We start from the raw sequence: 18,322 nt of genomic DNA, 5'->3' as shown, positions 1-18,322 counted from the left end.
GTTCATGCTGGTTCCTCGCCGAAGCTGCGGTACTGAGTGAATCGCAGCAGTGCCACCATCCCGATGAAGTTCATCAAGCTGTACAGCAACGCCAAATCCAAAAAGTCCGTTCGTGTGGTGACAAAGCTGACCACGCAAATCAACAACACGGTCTTTGTGCCGAACATGTTCAACGCCAGCACCCGGTCAAACACGGTCGGTCCGGCCATCGCGCGGACGAGTGCCAACGTCATCGTGATCAACACAGCCGCCGAGGTCGCCATCATCACGTGGTGAGTCAGGCTCAATCCAAAGGTGTGCGACGAATCCACCAACATCTGATGCAAATCGGATGAACTGGCATGCCCGCGTCCGCCGGCGAGACCTTCCGCCGATGATCCGCCGTGGCCCGCGGCAGCATGGCTGACCGCCGCGTCCGTGGCCGCCTCGGTGACCGCTAGCCATTTCGTTGATCGCTGTGGCAGCGAAAGGATTTCAAGCAACAGACCGGACGGACTCATTTGGATTTCTCCAATCGACAAATGCGTTCATCCATCTCGCCAGACATGTCTTCTTCCGTTTCTTGCAGATTCAATCCATGAATCAAAATCTTCTCGCCTTCCATTTGGACGGAAACTGTTCCGGGGGTCAGCGTGATGGAGTTCGCCAAGATGACTCGCCCAAGTTCGCACTTCTGATTGGATTTGATTGTCACCAAGTTGCGCCGGAGACGCATTTTGCGAGACAAAATGATTTTGGCCACGGCAAGATTGCTTTGCACAATCTCTTTGGCCAACCAAGGTGCATAGAAAACGAATGGTCGGATGCCGAGCTGAGCGGGAGCCCCTTCTTCGTCGACAATGTTCATTCGCAGAGAAACGAACATGCTGATCAGCACCGACAGAGCCCCAAGTCCGAGCAAGAATGGGTTGTCAAAGTGCCCTGACCAAAGCAGCCAGGTCGCGATCAATGCGACGGTTAGCGCGAACGCGTATCTCACGGGAGGATCCGATCCGTGGGGAGATGTGCAGGAATGAGACACGTTATCCACACAACGCGCCTTCACAACAAGAGGGCGTTCACAACAAGCAAGGGTGAGTCCAAAGATTCAACGCAACTGCGAACCTCTCGCCGTCATGCTGGGTGTGTTGAGGCCACCTTGTTGTCAAAAACCCAACATGGAATCCAGTGCGAACATTTCGCGGGCGTTGCAGCTTGCTACGGCTGCTTAGCCTTGCTGCCTTGCCTGGTTTGCCAGGGCTGTGCAGGGTGCGTTCACGCATCAGAGCATCGAAGTGGACGCATGTGTGAATAACCAATCCATGCACAGGTCGTGATTCAGGAAGCTCGTCAATAGTAAGTGGCCACGCCAGCGCCGGTCACGGCGAATCAGCGTGTTACTGACGAGGATTCAACGTCGCTGATCGTGCTCGCGGGAAGCTGTCTTGCTCGGGTGGCTCGCGTGGTCAGGTATTTCAACCGCGACGCACAGAGACGAGACCTCTCGATGTCGTCGCTGTCAAAAAACAGATTGGCGATTCGTTTTAGACAGCATTGGCAATCAATTTCGTCCACTTGGCTCGGGATCACCGGAGTCAAAATCGTCACCGCGTCGTCCTTTCGTCCCAAGCGAATCAGCAAAGACGCCAGTCCTATGCGGTAATGAACGTTTCGCGGGTCGAGCTGAACGGCGTGGCGAATCAACGATTCGATGATGTCAGCAGAATGCCCGCACTGCTGGGCGTAGCATCCCATTTGGTAGTGGACTTCCGGCATCTCTGGGCTCTGAATCCCGGCTTGCCGGCAAGCTTCCATCGCCAGTCGCGGTGCATCGATGGCTTCCAATCCGGCCGCCACGCGAAGCAGTTCAGGGCTGGTGACTTTGCCAGAGGTCGCGATGGACATCAGCAAGTCTTTCGAAAGCTGGCAGCGACCCACCGCCCCGTAAGCGATGGCGAGTTCAATTTGAACGGCCCGAGGCAGCGGTTGGATCAGTGCTGCCCGCTCAAGTGAATCGATGCCTTCTTCGTGTTCGCACAAACAAAGGCACGCCATGCCGAGCAATACCAATGCGTCCACGTTCTCAGGGTCTTGCGCCAGCGTGTATTGAGCGAACTGAATGGCATGATGGAAACGTCCAGCAGCAAACTCGGTGTCTGCGAAAAACAAATTGTCTGTCATTGATTGAGTTGGTTGAGTTCTAGAAGGTTTGTTTTGAACGTGTTTTTCAACATGGTTTCGGTGCGGATGCATCGTCGCGTAGGCGTTTGGCTTGCGTCCGGCAAGCGGATGCGAGTTCGTGCCTTTCTCGCCGCGATAGCAACTCGGCGATGCGTTCCAAACAACTGAAGCAGGTCGCTTGGTGAATGTTGTCCACGTTGACGAGTGCCATGGCATCGATCGCTTCGTCTTCCCGCCGCAATTGAATCAGCAACGAGGCCAACCCGACTTGGTAGTGCAGGTTCTTTGAGTCCAATTGCAACGCGCGTCGCGTCAGAGCTTCGGTGATGTACAGTTCGTTGCCGCAGCGAGCGGAGTAAACGCCCATGTCGAAGTAGGCTTGTGCCACCGTGTCGTCGGACTCGGTGATCCATTCGCAAACCTTCATGGCCAACTGAGGCGAATCAATCGCGGCGAGCCCGGCCGCAACCTGAAGCATCAGTCCCGGTGGCAAGCGACGGCTGATTGCGAGTTCCAAAAACAAATCGCGAGCCAAGTCGGTCCGGCGAAGTTCGGCATACGACGACGCCAACGCAACGCGTGCTTCGTCTGGAATGGGGCCCAACAAGCTCGCCTTTTCCAGAGCGTCCGCGGATTCCAGTGCCCGGCCAAGATGGTGGTAGGCCAACCCGAGCAACACCGCTGGTTCGATGTCGTGGTGAGATTGCTGAAGTGGCTTCGCGGAAGCCAACAGCTGAATGACCCGTTCCGGATCGTTGTTGGACAGGGCGATCCGAGCGTCGCGAAGCTTCGATTCAGCGGCGACGTTGCGAAGGGGCGAATCAAAGAATTCGTGCGAAGAAGATGTTTGCATGGAGCCAACCTGGAATGACGTGAAGCCCCACGCATGTGCGGATGGGGCAATCTGGAAAGTCATGGCTGGCTGGCAGCTTCGCAATCGGCCGCGAATTTGACGGTTGCTTCCACTGCGGAAGGCGGTCAAAGGCGGCCGGCGAAGTTCGCTCGCTGGCTTGATCACGAGTCTCTGTTGCGACTCGTTCTCAATATGGTAGCGGCCGGTCAAGTTGCGTCAACATCGGTTGAGCAAATTCGGTCGGCTGAGAAGGCCTTGCGTCGTTATTTGCCGATGCAGAATAGTTTCTCACCGCGGCGGATCAGCAGGCGATTTCCCACGGGGACGCCCGCATAGAGCACATTTCCGCCGCCGAATCCAGGCGTTTTGTCACTGTCATCGCCTTCTTCCCAGCAACGATTTTCAGCGACCTCTTTTCCGTCCGCTAACGAAAACACGCTGGTCGTTCCCTTGTATCCAAACAGGTACAGGTGATCACCCGCGACCATCGGCGTCGCCCAGATGCCACCGGCGTCGGTGCGTTTTGCCGAGACTTGTTCACCGGTTTCCAAATCCAATCGATAGAGCACTCCGGCTCGATTGACGATCACGGCGGTGTCGCCGGCCACGATGGGGCTGCCGAACGTGCACGACGCCTTTTCGGCTCGCCAAACGAAGTCGGCTTGGAAGGCATTGTTTTCGCCCCGCGAGATGGCGATCAAGCCATTGTTTTCCGCCGCCGCGCCGGCGTTCTCTTCCCCGCGACCGTCCGAGGCACCGATCAGAAACTTGCCGTTGCCAACGATCGTGGGTGTCGAAGAGGTGTTGTTGGAAAGGCCGGTGAACTCCCAGAGTTGATCACCCGACGCGGGATCCAAACCAACGATCTTCCCGCTGGCACTGCAAACCAAGTGATGCGAGTCTTCGACAGGGATCAATCTTGGTGAAGCCCACGACGTCGAACCCAATCCATCGGTCTTCCAAATCGTTTCTCCGTTGGTTGGGTTGATGGCCAAAATGTAAGGCTCTTCGCTCCGTTCGACCCACACGAACACGCGTTGTCCATCGCTTTCCAATGAAGCGGACAATCCGTGGCGGGCTTCGATCTTGCCGTGCTCGGCGACCAAGTCTCGCTGCCATCGAGTCTCGCCAATGGGCGAAACGGCCAGCAACACACCGCCTTCGAAAAACGCGACAAAACCGTTTTCCGTCGCGATGGCGGTCGGGGCGGCACGACTGACCATCGGAGAATTCTTGAAAGGCGACGGGTTGGTCAAATCAACCTGCCAGAGCTTTTCGCCGTCATCGGTCGAGAACGAGGTCAGGTGGTAGTTGTCTTTGTTTTCGCCACTGGTCGATGTGACCACGATCTGGTCGTGTGCAATGATCGGTGTCGATTGCCCGTAGCCGACGATGTCGGCTGTCCAGGCAATGTTTTCCTCCGGCGACCATTCGGTCGGGAGCGATTGCTCCGTAACCGGCGAACCGCCGTTTTGAAAGCTGCCCCAGCCTTGTTCGGCTTGGATTTTACTAGCGAATGACAGCAAAAAACAAATTGCGAGGCAAAGGCTCAGCGATCGTGAGCCACTCAGACGTTGGCGGATGGACACGGGGGGCACAGGTTGAATCGGCACGGGGTGAATCGGCACAGGTTGGATCGACACGGGGTGATTCCTAGGTGGTGAATGAGACAGTCCAAGTCCAATCACCATGACGGACAGAATCATCGATTGCCAACCCGCCAAGCCAAATTTGATTCAAACACTTCTTGTAGATTCATCGTGCAAATCACCTCCGGGGCGACGGCAATCGCCGGGGTGTTCGTCGGCGAAAGCGGTCAGGGCATTTCTTTGTCACCTTCCATCGACTTCATCGATTCCATTTCCAATTCGCGTTCCTTGGCTTTGTAAGCCTCGATCGCTGCCTGGTCTGCACCTTCGGTAACCGGTTTCGGCGTGTCGTCGGAACATCCCGTCATCCATCCACCGAGACAAAGAACGAACAGAAGCAAACGAAAGGTGTCTTGTGATGTGTTGAATTTAGATTGGTTGGGCATGCGGGAATTCCATGATGAATGAGCGAAGAAACCGTGTTGCAGCGAAGCAACGTGACAAAGAAGACGAGGGGCAGACTTGGTGTGGTCCACCCCTCGTCATTGCTTGGGCAACGAAGCGACTGATCCAAACGATCAGAATTCTTCGCCGATGACTTCTTTGGCGGCGCGAGTGCCGAGGGCTCCCCACAATCCATACGGGCTTTGGCTGCCGGGCGCTCGGGCTCCCGTCCCGTTCACCCAGACATCGCCATGATTTCGGTTGCCTGCGTCAATGGAGTCGGTGATGAACTTCACGGCTCCATCGCCCATCAACACGTGCACGCCGCCTTGGTGACGGCTGGACATCGGTGCGGTGCTCGACAAGTCGTCGCCGTTGTTGCGTGCACAGTAAATGTCGTTGGGCGGAAGGATCGTGAAGCAACCATTGAAGATCTGCTTGAAGTCAGCCCAGCGAAATCCGCGTGCACGCGTTTCGCGAGACGCACCATTGAGCCAAGTGCTGGGACGTTCTGGATCAACAAAGGTGTCACAGACGCCAGGGTTGTCGCGAATCGCGGCGTTGGCGGCACCGTTGCCACCCAGCGTTCCACCATCATTGGGCAGGCTCAAGCGAGCGTCACGGTCACCGAGGTAGCTTGCGATTTCACCCATCGCGATGGTGTTCGACAAGCCATCCAAAATATCGCGAAAGCGTCCACGTGCATCTCGTGGGCGAAAGAAACCACGGTGACCGGCTTGCGCGCGAGTGAATCGATAGTTGGAAACGGGCTCCAGCAAGTCACCGTCCCAAGGGCCGACCATGGTTTCCCATGATCCATCGCCCAAGCACGCGGCATAGTTCGAACGACCCAGCGCAGGCAAACCGACGCCTGGATCACTGGGGCATCGATACGCGGGGAGTTCGGTGGCCCAAGGCGTGTAGTCGATGTTGTCTGGGGTTGGTCCCATGGCTTGGAAATCGATGACGCCGTCATTGTCGATGTCCATCGGGTTGCTGATCTGCTCCCACAATCCTTGCTGTTCGATGAACGGCAGGATGCCAACCAGAGTGCTCAAACGTCGGTTGTTGGCGGCGACGTTGCTGTTCCACCACGCGCTGCCGCTGCTGGGGTTGGAAACCGTGCCGATTCCGTTGGCGGGGATTCGGTTGTAGGCGGAATGGTAGTTGTGGATCGCCAGTCCGATCTGTTTGAAGTTGTTGCTGCAGCTCATGCGGCGAGCTGCTTCCCGTGCCGCTTGGACCGCGGGCAACAATAAACCAACCAATACACCGATGATTGCGATGACGACCAGTAGCTCCACCAACGTGAAGCCAAGCTTCCTTTGCGTTCTCATAAAAACACCTTCGAAGAGATCAAGTGAAAAGGGGGGTGAAGAAGAGCCACCTCATGGTGGTGAACGATCTCGGTAAAACGATGTTTTTTTGCGTCTCGGAATTTGGTCTTTGCGTCAACGTGGTTTTCGGCTGGCTAAACGCCCGTGTTTTGTGCTCTTGTCGTCATTTGCTTGCTAAGAATTTCTCTGCTAATTTCTGGTTTCTGTATAGACTCTTGGTGAAGGAGTCTTGGAGTAATGTTTTGCGACGTCCGGTGCGGAGCTTGCGTCGTGTGTATTGTGGATTGAGGCGGAATCGTTGAAGACCAACCACCGACCCAGAATCGCTTTGCTGGTCGAAGTGTCGCGAGCGTACGGTCGCGAAATGTTGCGGGGCATTTCGTTGTATGCCCGCACTCAAGCGGATTGGTCCTTGCTGCACGAGGAGATGACGCTGGATTCGGGCGTGCCGAATTGGATCTCACGCACCCGAGTTGACGGCGTGATCGCTCGAGTCGATCAACACACGATCGAACCCTTGCGACAGCTTCGCGTGCCCGTCGTCGATGTGCGTTGCAATCGCAAGTTCACGGGCGTGCCTCAAGTCGAAGCGGACAATCAACGCGTTTCGCAAATGGCGTTTGAACATTTGTGGGAACGCGGCTTTCGGCGTTTTGCATTTTGCGGCTTTCGGTTTGCAAAGTATTCGGATGAGCGGTTGGCCGCGTTTCGTGAATTGGTTCGCGCCGCGAAGTGTGAGTTCACGGAGTATCAATCGCCCGGTGCTCCCGGTGTGGCGCTCACTGAACTGGAACGAGCCGGCGTGGTCGAGCAAGAATCTCTGGCGCAGTGGTTGTCCACGCTCAAGCGACCCACCGGTTTGTTCGTATGCAACGACATTCGCGGGCAGCAGGTCTTGAATGCATGTCGTATCGCCAACATCGCGGTGCCGGATGATGTCGGGGTCATCGGCGTGGATGACGATGACACGCTTTGCTCCATTTGCGATCCGACGTTGTCAAGCGTTCGTCCTGATGCGGAAGGTGCCGGCTACCGCGCGGCGGAAATTTTGGATGGTATGCTCGCTGGACAGAAGCCGGCCCGTGACACCGAACGCATCGCGCCGCTGTCGGTGACCGAGCGTTTGTCGACCAAAGTCGTCGCGGTGGAGGATGCGGAGCTCGCGAGGGTGTGCCGCTACATTCGCCACAACGCGTGCAGCGGTATCAACGTGGGGGATGTTGTTGAGATCACCTCGCTGTCGCGCCGACAATTGGAGCGACGCTTTCGAGACGTGCTCGGTCACACCCCGCATCATCAAATCACGATGACACAAGTCGCTCGGGTCAAGCAACTGCTGATTGACACGGATATGACGCTGGAGCAGATCGCCCCCATGGCCGGCTACACGCACAAGGAAAGTCTCGGTGCCGTGTTCAAACGAGAAACCGGCCAAGCCCCGGGTGAGTTCCGCACCGAACATCGCAAGGCATCCTCCACGCAACCAACCAGCGTCAATCAAACCGAAGGTTAGAGACAGATCCAAGTCAATTGATCCGTCCGTGCCGGAGATACCCAGCGCGTTCGCTCAATCAACCAAATCGAGCAACCTCGTAGCCGATCGGCGTTAGCCGCGGTTGGCATTTGCCAGGCCGAGCGACTGCCCATCGCCAATGATTCGACTCGCTCGAAATAACAGTCCGCTCGGCGTGGCCAACCGCAAATGTCCGGTGGAACCGGACCTACGGCACGCACTCTGAAATCGCCATCCAGTCAACTGAATCGAGCAACCCAGTAGCCGATCGGCGTTAGCCGCGGTTGGCCGTGCCCGTCGGTGCCTGCATCGCACAACCAGCCGACCAAATGCCCCGAGTGACTTTGCCATCAATCCTGCCGTCGCTCGCTTCGCTCGCTCGGTTTTGCTGGTCGGCTCGACCAATCGACCTCTGTTCCCTCAGCTTGCATCGGCTGGGCGTTCGTCGTGACAACCGGTGCTAACGCACATCGGCTGTTGGGTTCGTTCCATCGCAGCATGCGACACGAGATCCCGGACGCCAATCGATTGACCATCACCAACAAACCGCACCCTGTCGAGCAACCCAGTAGCCGATCGGCGTTAGCCGCGGTTGGCATTTGCCAGCCCGAGCGACTGCCCATCGCTAACAATGCGACTCGCTCGAAATAACAATCCGCTCGGCGTGGCCAACCGCAAATGTCCGGTGGAACCGGACCTACGGCACGCACTCTGAAATCGCCATCCAGTCAACTGAATCGAGCAACCCAGTAGCCGTTCGGCGTTAGCCGCGGTTGGCCGTGCCCGTCGGTGCCTGCATCGCACAACCAGCCGACCAAATGCCCCGAGTGACTTTGCCATCAATCCTGCCGTCGCTCGCTTCGCTCGCTCGGTTTTGCTGGTCGGCTCGACCAATCGACCTCTGTTCCCTCAGCTTGCATCGGCTGGGCGTTCGTCGTGACAACCGGTGCTAACGCACGTCGGCTATACAGTGCGTTCCATCGCAGTATGCGACACGAGATCCCGGAGGCCAATCGATTGACCATCACCAACAAACCGCACCCTGTCGAGCCACCCAGTAGCCGATCGGCGTTAGCCGCGGTTGGCATTCGCTATGCCCAGCGACTGCCCATTGCCAATGATGCGTCTCGCTCGAAACAACAATCTCTCGAAGAGGTCAACCTCAAGCGTCCGGTGGAACCGGACCTACGTGTTACGTCAAACGCACGTTGTGGCAACTGGTGCGAACGCACGTCGGCTATTGGGCGCGTTTCATCGCAACCTGCGACACGAGATCCCGGACCCAATCGATCGACCATCGCCAATAGACGACAATTTTAGAACTCAGAGCCTTGCTTGTCTTTGTTGCAGGTACTCGGTGAGAGCCCGGTCAAACGGCATGCTGGTGTCGAGCGGAACATAGTCAATTCGCAGGGCGGCACATCCACGCGAATAGGTTTCGCGAAACGCTTCGACTTGATCCAGGTACTCGGCTCGAAACCCGGTGGCATCCACGCTGATCAACTCGCCGGTTTCAGGGTCTTCAAATTCGATTGGACCGTCGTATGGAAAACGGACCTCCGCGTCGTCCATCACATGAAAAACAATCACGTCGTGTCCGCCGTGACGAAGTCGTCCCAGCGCCGCTAGTGTTTCCTCCGGGTCACCCAACAAATCGGAAAACAGCATCACCAAGCTGTGTTGTTTCAGCATCGCGGCGACTTGAACCAAGCACTTGGGTAGCTCGGTTGTTCCTTCGGGAGTCATGCCTGACAACGCCGCCAAAACATCCCCCAAGTGCCCTCGCCGACTGCGTGCCGGCAGGATCGCTCGCAATTTGTCGTCGAACGTCAGCAAACCCACGGGGTCTTTTTGCAGCGACATCAAATAGGTCAGTGCGGCGGCCAAACAAGTGGAATATTCAAACTTGGTCATCGAGTCGCCTTGGCGAAACCCCATCGATTTCGACAAGTCCATCAACAGGTAACCCGTCAGATTGGTCTCCGCCTCGAAGCGTTTGATGTAGTGCTTGTCTGTCTTGGCGTACACTAACCAATCGATCAGCTTCGGGTCATCGCCTCGCGAATAACGGCGGTGATCACTGAACTGGACGGAAAAACCTTGCAGCGGACTGCTGTGCAATCCTTGCAAAAATCCGCGCACCACCATGCGTGCCTTCAGGTCCAGCCGCTTGATTTGCTGCAACGTTTCAGGCGACAGCGACGAACTCATGCGGTGATCCCGAATCGTTCCCGTTGGACCAATTGGCCATCGACCAGTTCATAGCGTTGATGCATGTCATCGGCCAAGGTCAACGAGTGAGTCACCGTGACGAGGACCGTGTTCTGTTCGGCCTGCAAACGCAGCAACAACTCGGTGATGGTTTTGGCGGTTTTCGCATCCAGATTTCCCGTTGGTTCATCCGCCAACAACACCGCCGGTTGCATTAACAACGCGCGAGCGATGGCCACCCGTTCTCGTTCGCCGCCTGATAACTCGCGAGGCAAATGCCCGGCGCGATGCGACAATCCAACCGCATCAATCAACGTTCCGGCTCGCGTGACGTCATCGGAGCTCGGTTTGCCACTGGCGAGTGCTGGGATCAGCACGTTTTCCGTGACCGACAATTGTGGCAACAGATGATGATCTTGAAAGATGAAACCGATGGTTTGATTGCGATACGCGGCTCGTTCTTTCGGTCCCAATGCGAACGGATCTTCGCCCTGAATGGTCACGCTGCCCGAATCCGGTTCGTCCAAGGTGCCGAGAATTTGCAACAGCGTTGTTTTACCGCTACCGCTGGGGCCCACGATCGCGGCGGACTCCCCCGGAGCCAGCTCCAACTGAACGCCGCGAAGCACCGACAGCGGTTCTCCTGCGGTGGGATAGGATTTGGTGAGATCGGATACTCGCAACACTTCCGTGCACTCCGGATGGGCAACTGAAACGGACACGATTCAGTTTAACACTGTTGTCACGGATCGTCGCGATGGAGTGGCTCACCCTCGATCACCACCAAAACGATTGGCCCTCGACGATCGTCATCAGACGACCGGTCCATTCATTGTCCCATGCAAACTGTTGAATGGACCCGGACGGCCAATGAACGGTCACCGTCTCTGGATTGGCGAGCCCCAATGGAATCTCCACGACGGACTCGTCGGTGCACATGTAACCATCACCAGCAACAACATCGGCGAATCGTTTGCCTGCGTCGGTTTGCACCTCAACCCGAGCCCCAATCGCATCGCGTTCTGAAATTGTGCCGATCAGATCGAGGCGAATGGAATGCCCCTCGCCTTCGCTGTCGTTGCGAAGCAGAGCCACGTCTTTGTCCAAGTGATTGACAACCAAATCAGAACGACCGTCGCGGTTGTAGTCGACTCGCGCCATCACGCGTCCCAAGGCGGGCGTGGTCCAGTAGCCATTCGGGTCGTTCGGTATCGCTGGGACAAAATCGAGCAGCGTTCGATTGGCAGGATCGGACGTGTCGGTGGATGCCTCCTTGCCTCGACCCAAAAAGCACTGCGGCGGCATCTTGTAGTCTTCACCGGGCAGGTCGTCGATGTGTCCGTTGACCAAACAAACATCCAGCCAACCGTCGCGATTCAGGTCCATTGCCTTGCACCCGAAACCGACCATCGGCCGCGTCGCCGACGACAAACCTTTGCGAACGCATTGATCGGTGTAAGCCCCCGAATTGTTCTTGAGGAATAGCGAAACAGATTCAGTCGAAAAGTTGGTAATGAAAAAATCCAAGCCGCCGTTCTGATCGAAATCGGCGGCAGCGATTCCCATGCAAGCGGTGGGCAAGCCTTCCACATTGTTGGCCAGTCCCGCAACGGTCGCGCTCTCGGACCAAGTCGTCATTTCTTTGGATCGACGTAGAAAGTGATTCGGGCGAGCGTCATTGCCCACCAACACTTCGTTGACCTGGGGCATGTCGAATTGTTTGTCCGGCTCGGCCGATCCTTCGCGAGTCAAGTTTCCGATGATCAACCCCAACGATGTTCCGGGCCGGGCCACATCGCTTCCGATGGTTTGCACACGCCAGCCTCCCGAACCCTTTTGCAACCAAACTCGGTCGGGCTCCGCGAACAAGCTACGCGGAGTCTTTTGCGGCACGCGGCCATTTTCATCGGGCGGCAATCGCTGCATCAATCCTTCGCGTTCGACGTAATTGGCTTCGAACAAATCAGGCAACCCGTCGCCATTCAAATCAGCAATCGCTGCGGAAGTCGTGAAGGCCCCCTCGAACCCGGGCACGCTTTGATCGCCGAGGTTCGACGTGCTTTCCCGGAAGGTTCCATCGGCGTTGTTGATCAACAGAACGTTCACGCCAAGATTCGCGATGAACAGATCGTCGAAGCCGTCTTGGTTGATGTCTCCCACCGCGACACCAAAAGCGTACCTTCGGTTGAGATAGCCGGCGTGCTGAGTCTCGTTGCGAAACGTCCCGCCCAGGTTTCGGAACAGTTGATCGCTGGACGTCGAAACGAGGTTGGGTGGATCGCAATCACCTTGTCCGAACACCAAATCAGGCCAGCCGTCCCGATCGAAATCCAACACGCCGATTCCGGATCCCAACGCCTCGTGCATTCGCAAGGATTCGGTTGGCAACGTCAGGTCATCTGCGAAAGCGTTTGAGGTTCGTGAACGATGTTCTCGTGGCCAGAATCGAAATTGCAACCCGACTTCTCCCGCGACGTCTTGGAGTTTGATCGACGAAGCGTCCATATTGATCTCCTGCAAGTCGTCGTTGTGTTCGGAAGAGTGGTTGGCAACGGAGGCTGCGAGCACCTCTCGCAAGTCCGGTTGAAACGGAAACTCGCTCGGTTGCATTTGCAAGATGTGCTCCTCCGCCAGGATCGCCGCGATGTCAGGCGTTTGGGAGAGGGCGTTCATTTTCTGCAAGACCAAACGACGTTTCTGCATCGATTGCGTCGACACTCTGAGGATACTTTCGGCAACATCCAATTGATGCAGGGTCCACTGAAAGGATTCGAAGGGACGCCCCGCTTCCATCAATTGCTTGGCAAGCAAATCCGCGACTTGGAATGTCTGGCTGTCGGCCAATCGTTTTGGTTTTGGAGACTGAGGTACCTCCTGTAGCTGATGCCATTGGTCGCGCAAGGCGATGGTTTCGGCGATTGCTCGGGCTCGTCGGTAGAACAGTTCGGCTTCGTTTTCTTGGTCCAACGCATGCAGCCAATTGCCAACTCGTTGCACCGTGAGCTGGTCCGTCGGGTCCATTCGAATCGCTTGCAGAGAAGCTCCGACTGCCGCACGGTGTTTTTGGTGGCTGCCTAACCAAATCCCAAGAGCCGCCCAGAAGTGTGCGTGTCGCCGAGTCTCGTCGTCGCATGCTTCCAACCATGCTGGCAACTCGTCCAGTCGTTGAGCCTCCGCCAGCAAACGCCCGTGAAAAGCTTGCCACTCGGCTGAATCGGTGTCGATTTGAGAATCCTGCGGTCCAGCGGTGGCTGAGCTGTTGGAGTCTGAGTCCACTGATCGAAAGGCACACCTCAGGGCGGCGTCATATTCCCTGCGGTCAAAGTGCCACATCGCTTGGGAACGGGTGGTCAAGCCTGGACGACTCCAACTGGCTGGAGGAAAGGCTCGATTGCGAGTCAACAGCGACAGCGATTGATCCACGCTTGCGGTTCCGGATCGCACTTGCCGTTCAGCCAACCGATTCGCATCGGCAACGGCCACCGCGGTTTGCAAGCGTGTCCATTCGTCATGCGGAGTTTCCTTGGCAGAAGGATTTGGCTGACCCGTTTCTCGTGAGGGCTTCTCCGGTTGACTGTTTGAGATTGTGGGCTGCGTCGCGAATGTCTCGCGTGGCGGCTCCGAATTGGTGTCTGGTCGACAACCGGCAACGAATCCAACCGACAGAAGGATCCATGTGATCTGCCAAATCCAGTTTTGTTCAGCGCGTCGAAATGGCTCCACCGATGTCCCCGCTTGAAAACCGTTGATTCCGATCATGAGGCTGTGATGAATTCATGTTGTCATCACGCAGGCGCCAACACCACCCGCGAATGCTGAAGCCTTCAACGTATCGCTGAAGACTTTGGCTAGCCAACCTCGAGAGCGACACTTGGTTCAGAGGGAATCGAGAAAAATTTCGGAAAATTTTCAGTCCAATTTCGAGCGTCGAATGAAAGACAAAATGACTCGTCGCAGAATGCAACGCTGCGTGCTCGGGTGTGACAAAATATCTAACTGGCGAATCGTGGTCGACGTTGCTCGTTCTGAGCGTGTCGCTTTTCGTTGTGCCACCATGTGAGTTCACGTCTTACGTAAATTGACTTTACATGCAAAGTAAATAGGTGTTTTGGGACCGGTTTCATTCGCAGTTTGCGGTGTGGTTGCGTCGTCTGAATTGCATAGACATTGAATATATATATTTGAACCCAAAATTCATCTTTGCTTCAAATTGATACGGAGCCACTCAACTGGGATGGAGCGATTCACCCATTAATGACACGTTGGTGCTCTCCAGGGTGTCGTGGGGGCGTGTTATTCGCCCTTCAGTTCTTCGGGAAACGGGTACGATTAGGTACACGCCGCGTTCAAATTTGCATTGCGGCAATTTCTTTGTTTCTTATCCGTCCTTTTGAGGAAATCAGATGACACACTCTCGTATCCGTCTGACTCACCCCCAGCGGCAAAGCGGTTTCACGCTTGTCGAATTGTTGGTGGTGATCGCGATCATCGGCGTTCTCGTTGGGCTGCTTCTGCCCGCCGTGCAAGCCGCTCGCGAAGCAGCTCGTCGCATGAGCTGCAGCAACAATTTCAAGCAGATCGGTTTGGCCCTGCATAACTACCACTCGGCCTACAACATGTTGCCAACTCAAATGTCTGGTCCTCACCGGGCAGGCGTTTGGTTGCACAGCCAGGAGCCAGCCGGCAGCGCGTGGAACAGCGGCAACCCAGATCGCAATGCGATGGGAACCAACAGCTTCCTTGTCGGCATTCTTCCCTTCATCGAGCAGCAAGGCTTGTGGGAACAAATCGCCAACCCTCGTGACAACAACGGCGATGGAAATATCGACGTCCCCGCGTTCGGTTACGCTGCCGACAGTGACGCGGGCAACAACTATGATCCTTGGTTGACCGAAGTTCCCGGGTTCCGCTGCCCCAGCGACCCTGGAAAGGGAGCGCCTGCTCGCGGCCGAACGAACTACGGTGCCTGCATGGGCGACGCGTTCGATTACATGACTCAAGGCACGTGGGAATGGAACCTGACGGCTCGTCGCGGCTGGCCTGCTGAACGTTCGCCTGCTGCGACTCGTGGTTTCTTTATCGGTCGTACCGCCACTCGCTTCCGCGACGTGCTGGATGGTTTGTCCAACACCATCGCCGCAGGTGAATTGGCGACAGACTTGGGCGACCTTGATAACCGCACCAATGCTGCGAACTACGCGGAATGCAAAACGGATGTGAACTTCCAGCAAGCGTACGTGGACCCACAGCGTCCTCAGTTCTACTTAGACACCACTGACCTCAGTGCCAACAATGCGACCGGTTGGACGTTGCGATACGGACGTGGATTCCGTTGGCACAGCGGTTACCCAACCCAGTCGATGGTCACCACCGTCAATCCTCCCAACTCGCCAGTTTGTGTTTTCCAAACGGGCGATTGGTTCCCAGAGCGTGATGGCGGTAACGTGGCACCAAGTAGTCGTCACCAAGGTGGTGTGCACATGCTGATGGGCGACGGTGCGGTCAAGTTCATCACCGACTCGATCGAAGCCGGCAACCAAGAAGCTCCTCCAGTCATTTGGGACGGCACGGGCATCAACCGCCCAGGTGCACAGAGCCCTTACGGTTTGTGGGGTGCTTTGGGGACTCGTGCAGCCAAAGAAGTGATCGACGAAGAATTCTGATTTGAGTTCTTGATCGATTTAGTTTCGAGCATCTCTCCTGTCTCCGCCGATGGATTTTCCTCGGCGGTGGCTTTTTCATTCCAAAGGAACCTCCTATGTATAAGTCGACCCTTGCCGGTCTTTTCCTCGCTTCTCTTTTCGTCGTTGGTTGCGGCGAAGCGAAGACGGAAAAGGTCGTTTCCCCTGAAGATCTGAGCGCCTACGAAACTCCTTCCGGAGCCATGGAAGACGCGATGAAGGAAGCCCAGGCCGAAGCGAACAAACGATAGTCTCGCTGATCGCAGCAACCTGCCTATCCAAACTCCGCACGATGTTTTTGTCGTGCGGTTTTTTTATGTCTGTTTGGTGTGAACGTCGAAGCGTCAGGCGGGGCCTGACCTACTGGGAGGATGATTGCTCGTAGCGGAACGGGCGCGAGCCCTCTGGTGAGAGTTCACCGAATTTGACGAACGGTGAATCGTTGATTTTTGATGAACGGAGTTTGGCGAGGTCCGGTGAGGTGGCATGGTTTTGGTGGTAGCGTCAGGCGGGGCCTGACCTACTGAAAGATTGATTGCTGTAGCGGAACGGGCGCGAGCCCGCCGGTGACGTTGCCTACCGAGAGCAATTAATATCCTGATTGTCCTCGGTCTGTTTCCAACGGATCAATCGCTTCCTACGCCCGGTTGGCCTCGACGTGTCTGACGAATCCTCATCCCGCTCCTCAACGAATTCTTCATCGACTTCAAAGCGAACGCCAAATGGTCTCGCATATTGCGTGCAATTCCTACTTCCACTCGCGGTTCCGGCCGCCTTGGTTGGGGGCTTGGTCGCGGTGACCTGGTTTCAACAAGGTTTTGTTGCAGGAATGCGGTGTGGCACCGCGCTGATTCAGCCCGTGGGTTTGGTCTGGCTAGGACTCCTCGCATTCACAACCTCTCGGCTGCGCGCTTACCGACGCGGGACGATATCTGGTTGGAAACCGCTCGGGGCGTTGTTGCTTTTTCTTGCGTGGGGAGTTGTAGCCAATGGATCGTTTGCCAATTGGGCCAGTCGGTCGGTGGAGACACCACTGAGGTTGGATCCTCACGCGGCAATCGAACAGAGAAAGCTGGAGACACCGTTTGACGCCGTTGTGGTTTTGGGTGGTGGATCCTACGCGGTCGCACCTGGATTTTATGAATTGGGCAGTGATGGTGAACGCGTCATTTCGGCTGCCCAGGCCTACCATGCGGGGGCAACGCGATCGATCATCGTCACTGGTTCCGCCACGGACGGCTACGAGCCTCCCACCAAACAATCTCGGACGCTGTTGAGGTCACTGGGGGTTCCGGACGGGATCATTTTCTCGATCGAAGGCGTCAACACACAGGCTGAAATGGAATCGCTCGCGGATCTGATTCAGACCCCACCGAGTGCCTTGTCCGCTCTTTGGGAAGCAAGCGAATCTTCATCCGACTCGCGAACGATCGGTCTGATCACCAGTGCTTTTCACATGCCGCGGGCGATGCGTCTGTCCAGACGCCATCAATTGGATTTGGAACCACTTCCGTGTGCCTTCCGCGCAAAAGCGAACGAAAAACCGTGGCTTGCATCGGACTTAGTTCCCGGAGCGGAGAATCTTGTCGATGTCGGCAAGATGCTAAAAGAAACGATCGCAAAACTGGCGGGGCAGTGAGCGGGGAAACGCTTGCTGCACACTTTGCGTTGCTGACACGTTGCCTCGCGGTGATTTGCTTCAGAGGCCGAGCTGTTTCAGCGTTGGCTCCAATGCTGCCTTCCATTTGGCGTATCCCGCTTCGTTGGGATGCAGCAGGTCTGGGAACTCCTCCACCTTCGCATCACCGTTTTCGTTGGCAAATGGTGTCCAGGTATCGACCAGGTGCACATGGTCGGCTTCTTCAGCGATCTCAGTCAGCATTGAGTTCAACGTTTTGATCTTCTTCGCCGGACGAGCCTTCGTTTCGCTGCTTGGCATCACCAAACACAGCACGATCGGCATGTCGGCGTTGTGCTTGTGCAACTCGTCAAGAATCAAACGAACATTTCCGGCAACGGTCTTCGGTTCGGCGTGCTCCTCCAAATCGTTGGTTCCCATCAGCATCACTACTGCTTTCGGGTCCAGGCTCAACACATCTTCTTCCAACCGATACAGCATGCCACGTGTGGTGTCGCCACTGATTCCACGGTTGGCAACGTGGCGGTCTCCCAACGATCCGCGAAAATCATCGCCCCAGCCCTGCGTGATGGAGTCGCCTAAGAACACAATCGCATGGCGGTCTTGCTCTTGGCGAGAACGAAACGTTGCTCGTCGCCGTTGCCACACCTGCTTCATCCAATCGTAACGACGGACAGGACCTTCGCCCGCCATGCCTTCGTTGGTCTCTGGGATCAAAAATTGTTTTTGCGTCGTCGCTTCTTGCGCGAGCAGCATGTTTCCGGATAACCCACACGCCAACTCCACACCCAAACAAACGCACAAGACACGAAGCAGCCGACGCGGTGAACAGAACATGGATGGTCTCAGGAGGAAGGTGCATGGGGATGACGCGAGTAGTTTAACATGAAGCGAT

General features: G+C 56.2%; 15 protein-coding genes. 4 read left to right on the top strand and 11 right to left on the bottom strand.

Features of this window, described 5'->3' with window-relative positions:
• Positions 1 to 2 precede the first annotated feature (2 nt).
• The 7 genes from LOC70_RS12585 to LOC70_RS12555 form a co-directional block, all read right to left on the bottom strand.
• Positions 3 to 500 (bottom strand): monovalent cation/H+ antiporter complex subunit F, encoded by a 498-nt coding sequence (locus tag LOC70_RS12585; RefSeq protein ID WP_230253934.1) that lies wholly within the window; start codon positions 498 to 500, stop codon positions 3 to 5.
• Positions 497 to 979: a Na+/H+ antiporter subunit E gene (locus LOC70_RS12580; RefSeq protein ID WP_230253933.1), complete on the bottom strand. Its 483-nt coding sequence runs from the start codon at positions 977 to 979 to the stop codon at positions 497 to 499. Before LOC70_RS12580 ends, LOC70_RS12585 begins: the two co-directional genes overlap by 4 nt.
• A gap of 389 nt (positions 980 to 1,368) precedes the next feature.
• Positions 1,369 to 2,160 (bottom strand): hypothetical protein, encoded by a 792-nt coding sequence (locus LOC70_RS12575; RefSeq protein WP_230253932.1) that lies wholly within the window; start codon positions 2,158 to 2,160, stop codon positions 1,369 to 1,371.
• Positions 2,161 to 2,206: 46 nt separating this feature from the next.
• A complete protein-coding gene (locus LOC70_RS12570; RefSeq protein WP_230253931.1) occupies positions 2,207 to 3,013 on the bottom strand; it encodes a tetratricopeptide repeat protein in 807 nt (268 codons plus the stop codon).
• Between the two features lie 263 nt (positions 3,014 to 3,276).
• Positions 3,277 to 4,656, bottom strand: coding sequence for an outer membrane protein assembly factor BamB family protein (locus tag LOC70_RS12565; protein WP_230253930.1), 1,380 nt, complete (start codon positions 4,654 to 4,656; stop codon positions 3,277 to 3,279).
• A gap of 173 nt (positions 4,657 to 4,829) precedes the next feature.
• A complete protein-coding gene (locus LOC70_RS12560; protein WP_230253929.1) occupies positions 4,830 to 5,048 on the bottom strand; it encodes a hypothetical protein in 219 nt (72 codons plus the stop codon).
• Between the two features lie 132 nt (positions 5,049 to 5,180).
• Positions 5,181 to 6,383, bottom strand: a complete 1,203-nt coding sequence (locus LOC70_RS12555) for a DUF1559 domain-containing protein (protein WP_230253928.1) — start codon at positions 6,381 to 6,383, stop codon at positions 5,181 to 5,183.
• 298 nt (positions 6,384 to 6,681) lie between these two features.
• Between LOC70_RS12555 and LOC70_RS12550 the strand changes: the two genes are divergently transcribed.
• Positions 6,682 to 7,896, top strand: a complete 1,215-nt coding sequence (locus LOC70_RS12550; protein ID WP_230253927.1) for an AraC family transcriptional regulator — start codon at positions 6,682 to 6,684, stop codon at positions 7,894 to 7,896.
• Between the two features lie 1,323 nt (positions 7,897 to 9,219).
• On the opposite strand, the gene LOC70_RS12545 is transcribed toward LOC70_RS12550, so the two are convergent.
• The 3 genes from LOC70_RS12545 to LOC70_RS12535 form a co-directional block, all read right to left on the bottom strand.
• Positions 9,220 to 10,107, bottom strand: a complete 888-nt coding sequence (locus LOC70_RS12545) for a DUF58 domain-containing protein (RefSeq protein WP_230253926.1) — start codon at positions 10,105 to 10,107, stop codon at positions 9,220 to 9,222.
• Positions 10,104 to 10,793, bottom strand: a complete 690-nt coding sequence (locus tag LOC70_RS12540) for an ABC transporter ATP-binding protein (protein ID WP_230253963.1) — start codon at positions 10,791 to 10,793, stop codon at positions 10,104 to 10,106. Before LOC70_RS12540 ends, LOC70_RS12545 begins: the two co-directional genes overlap by 4 nt.
• Before the next feature lie 91 nt (positions 10,794 to 10,884).
• On the bottom strand, positions 10,885 to 13,866 hold the full coding sequence (locus LOC70_RS12535; protein WP_230253925.1) for an FG-GAP-like repeat-containing protein: 2,982 nt from the start codon (positions 13,864 to 13,866) through the stop codon (positions 10,885 to 10,887).
• Between the two features lie 644 nt (positions 13,867 to 14,510).
• On the opposite strand from LOC70_RS12535, the gene LOC70_RS12530 reads away from it, so the two are divergent.
• The 3 genes from LOC70_RS12530 (at position 14,511) to LOC70_RS12520 (ending at position 17,427) form a co-directional block, all read left to right on the top strand.
• The gene (locus LOC70_RS12530; RefSeq protein ID WP_230253924.1) at positions 14,511 to 15,770 is read left to right on the top strand and encodes a DUF1559 domain-containing protein; all 1,260 of its coding nucleotides are present in this window, start codon (positions 14,511 to 14,513) and stop codon (positions 15,768 to 15,770) included.
• A gap of 95 nt (positions 15,771 to 15,865) precedes the next feature.
• A complete protein-coding gene (locus LOC70_RS12525; RefSeq protein ID WP_230253923.1) occupies positions 15,866 to 16,039 on the top strand; it encodes a hypothetical protein in 174 nt (57 codons plus the stop codon).
• A 704-nt stretch (positions 16,040 to 16,743) separates the two neighbouring features.
• Complete coding sequence (locus LOC70_RS12520) at positions 16,744 to 17,427, top strand: YdcF family protein (protein ID WP_230253922.1); 684 nt, start codon at positions 16,744 to 16,746, stop codon at positions 17,425 to 17,427.
• Positions 17,428 to 17,487: 60 nt separating this feature from the next.
• On the opposite strand, the gene LOC70_RS12515 is transcribed toward LOC70_RS12520, so the two are convergent.
• Positions 17,488 to 18,264, bottom strand: a complete 777-nt coding sequence (locus LOC70_RS12515; protein ID WP_230253921.1) for an SGNH/GDSL hydrolase family protein — start codon at positions 18,262 to 18,264, stop codon at positions 17,488 to 17,490.
• Between the last annotated feature and the right edge of the window lie 58 nt (positions 18,265 to 18,322).

Origin of the sequence: Rhodopirellula halodulae (genome assembly GCF_020966775.1) — a bacterium.
Taxonomy (GTDB): Bacteria; Planctomycetota; Planctomycetia; order Pirellulales; family Pirellulaceae; genus Rhodopirellula; species Rhodopirellula halodulae.
This window is presented reverse-complemented; position numbering and strand designations above follow the sequence as displayed.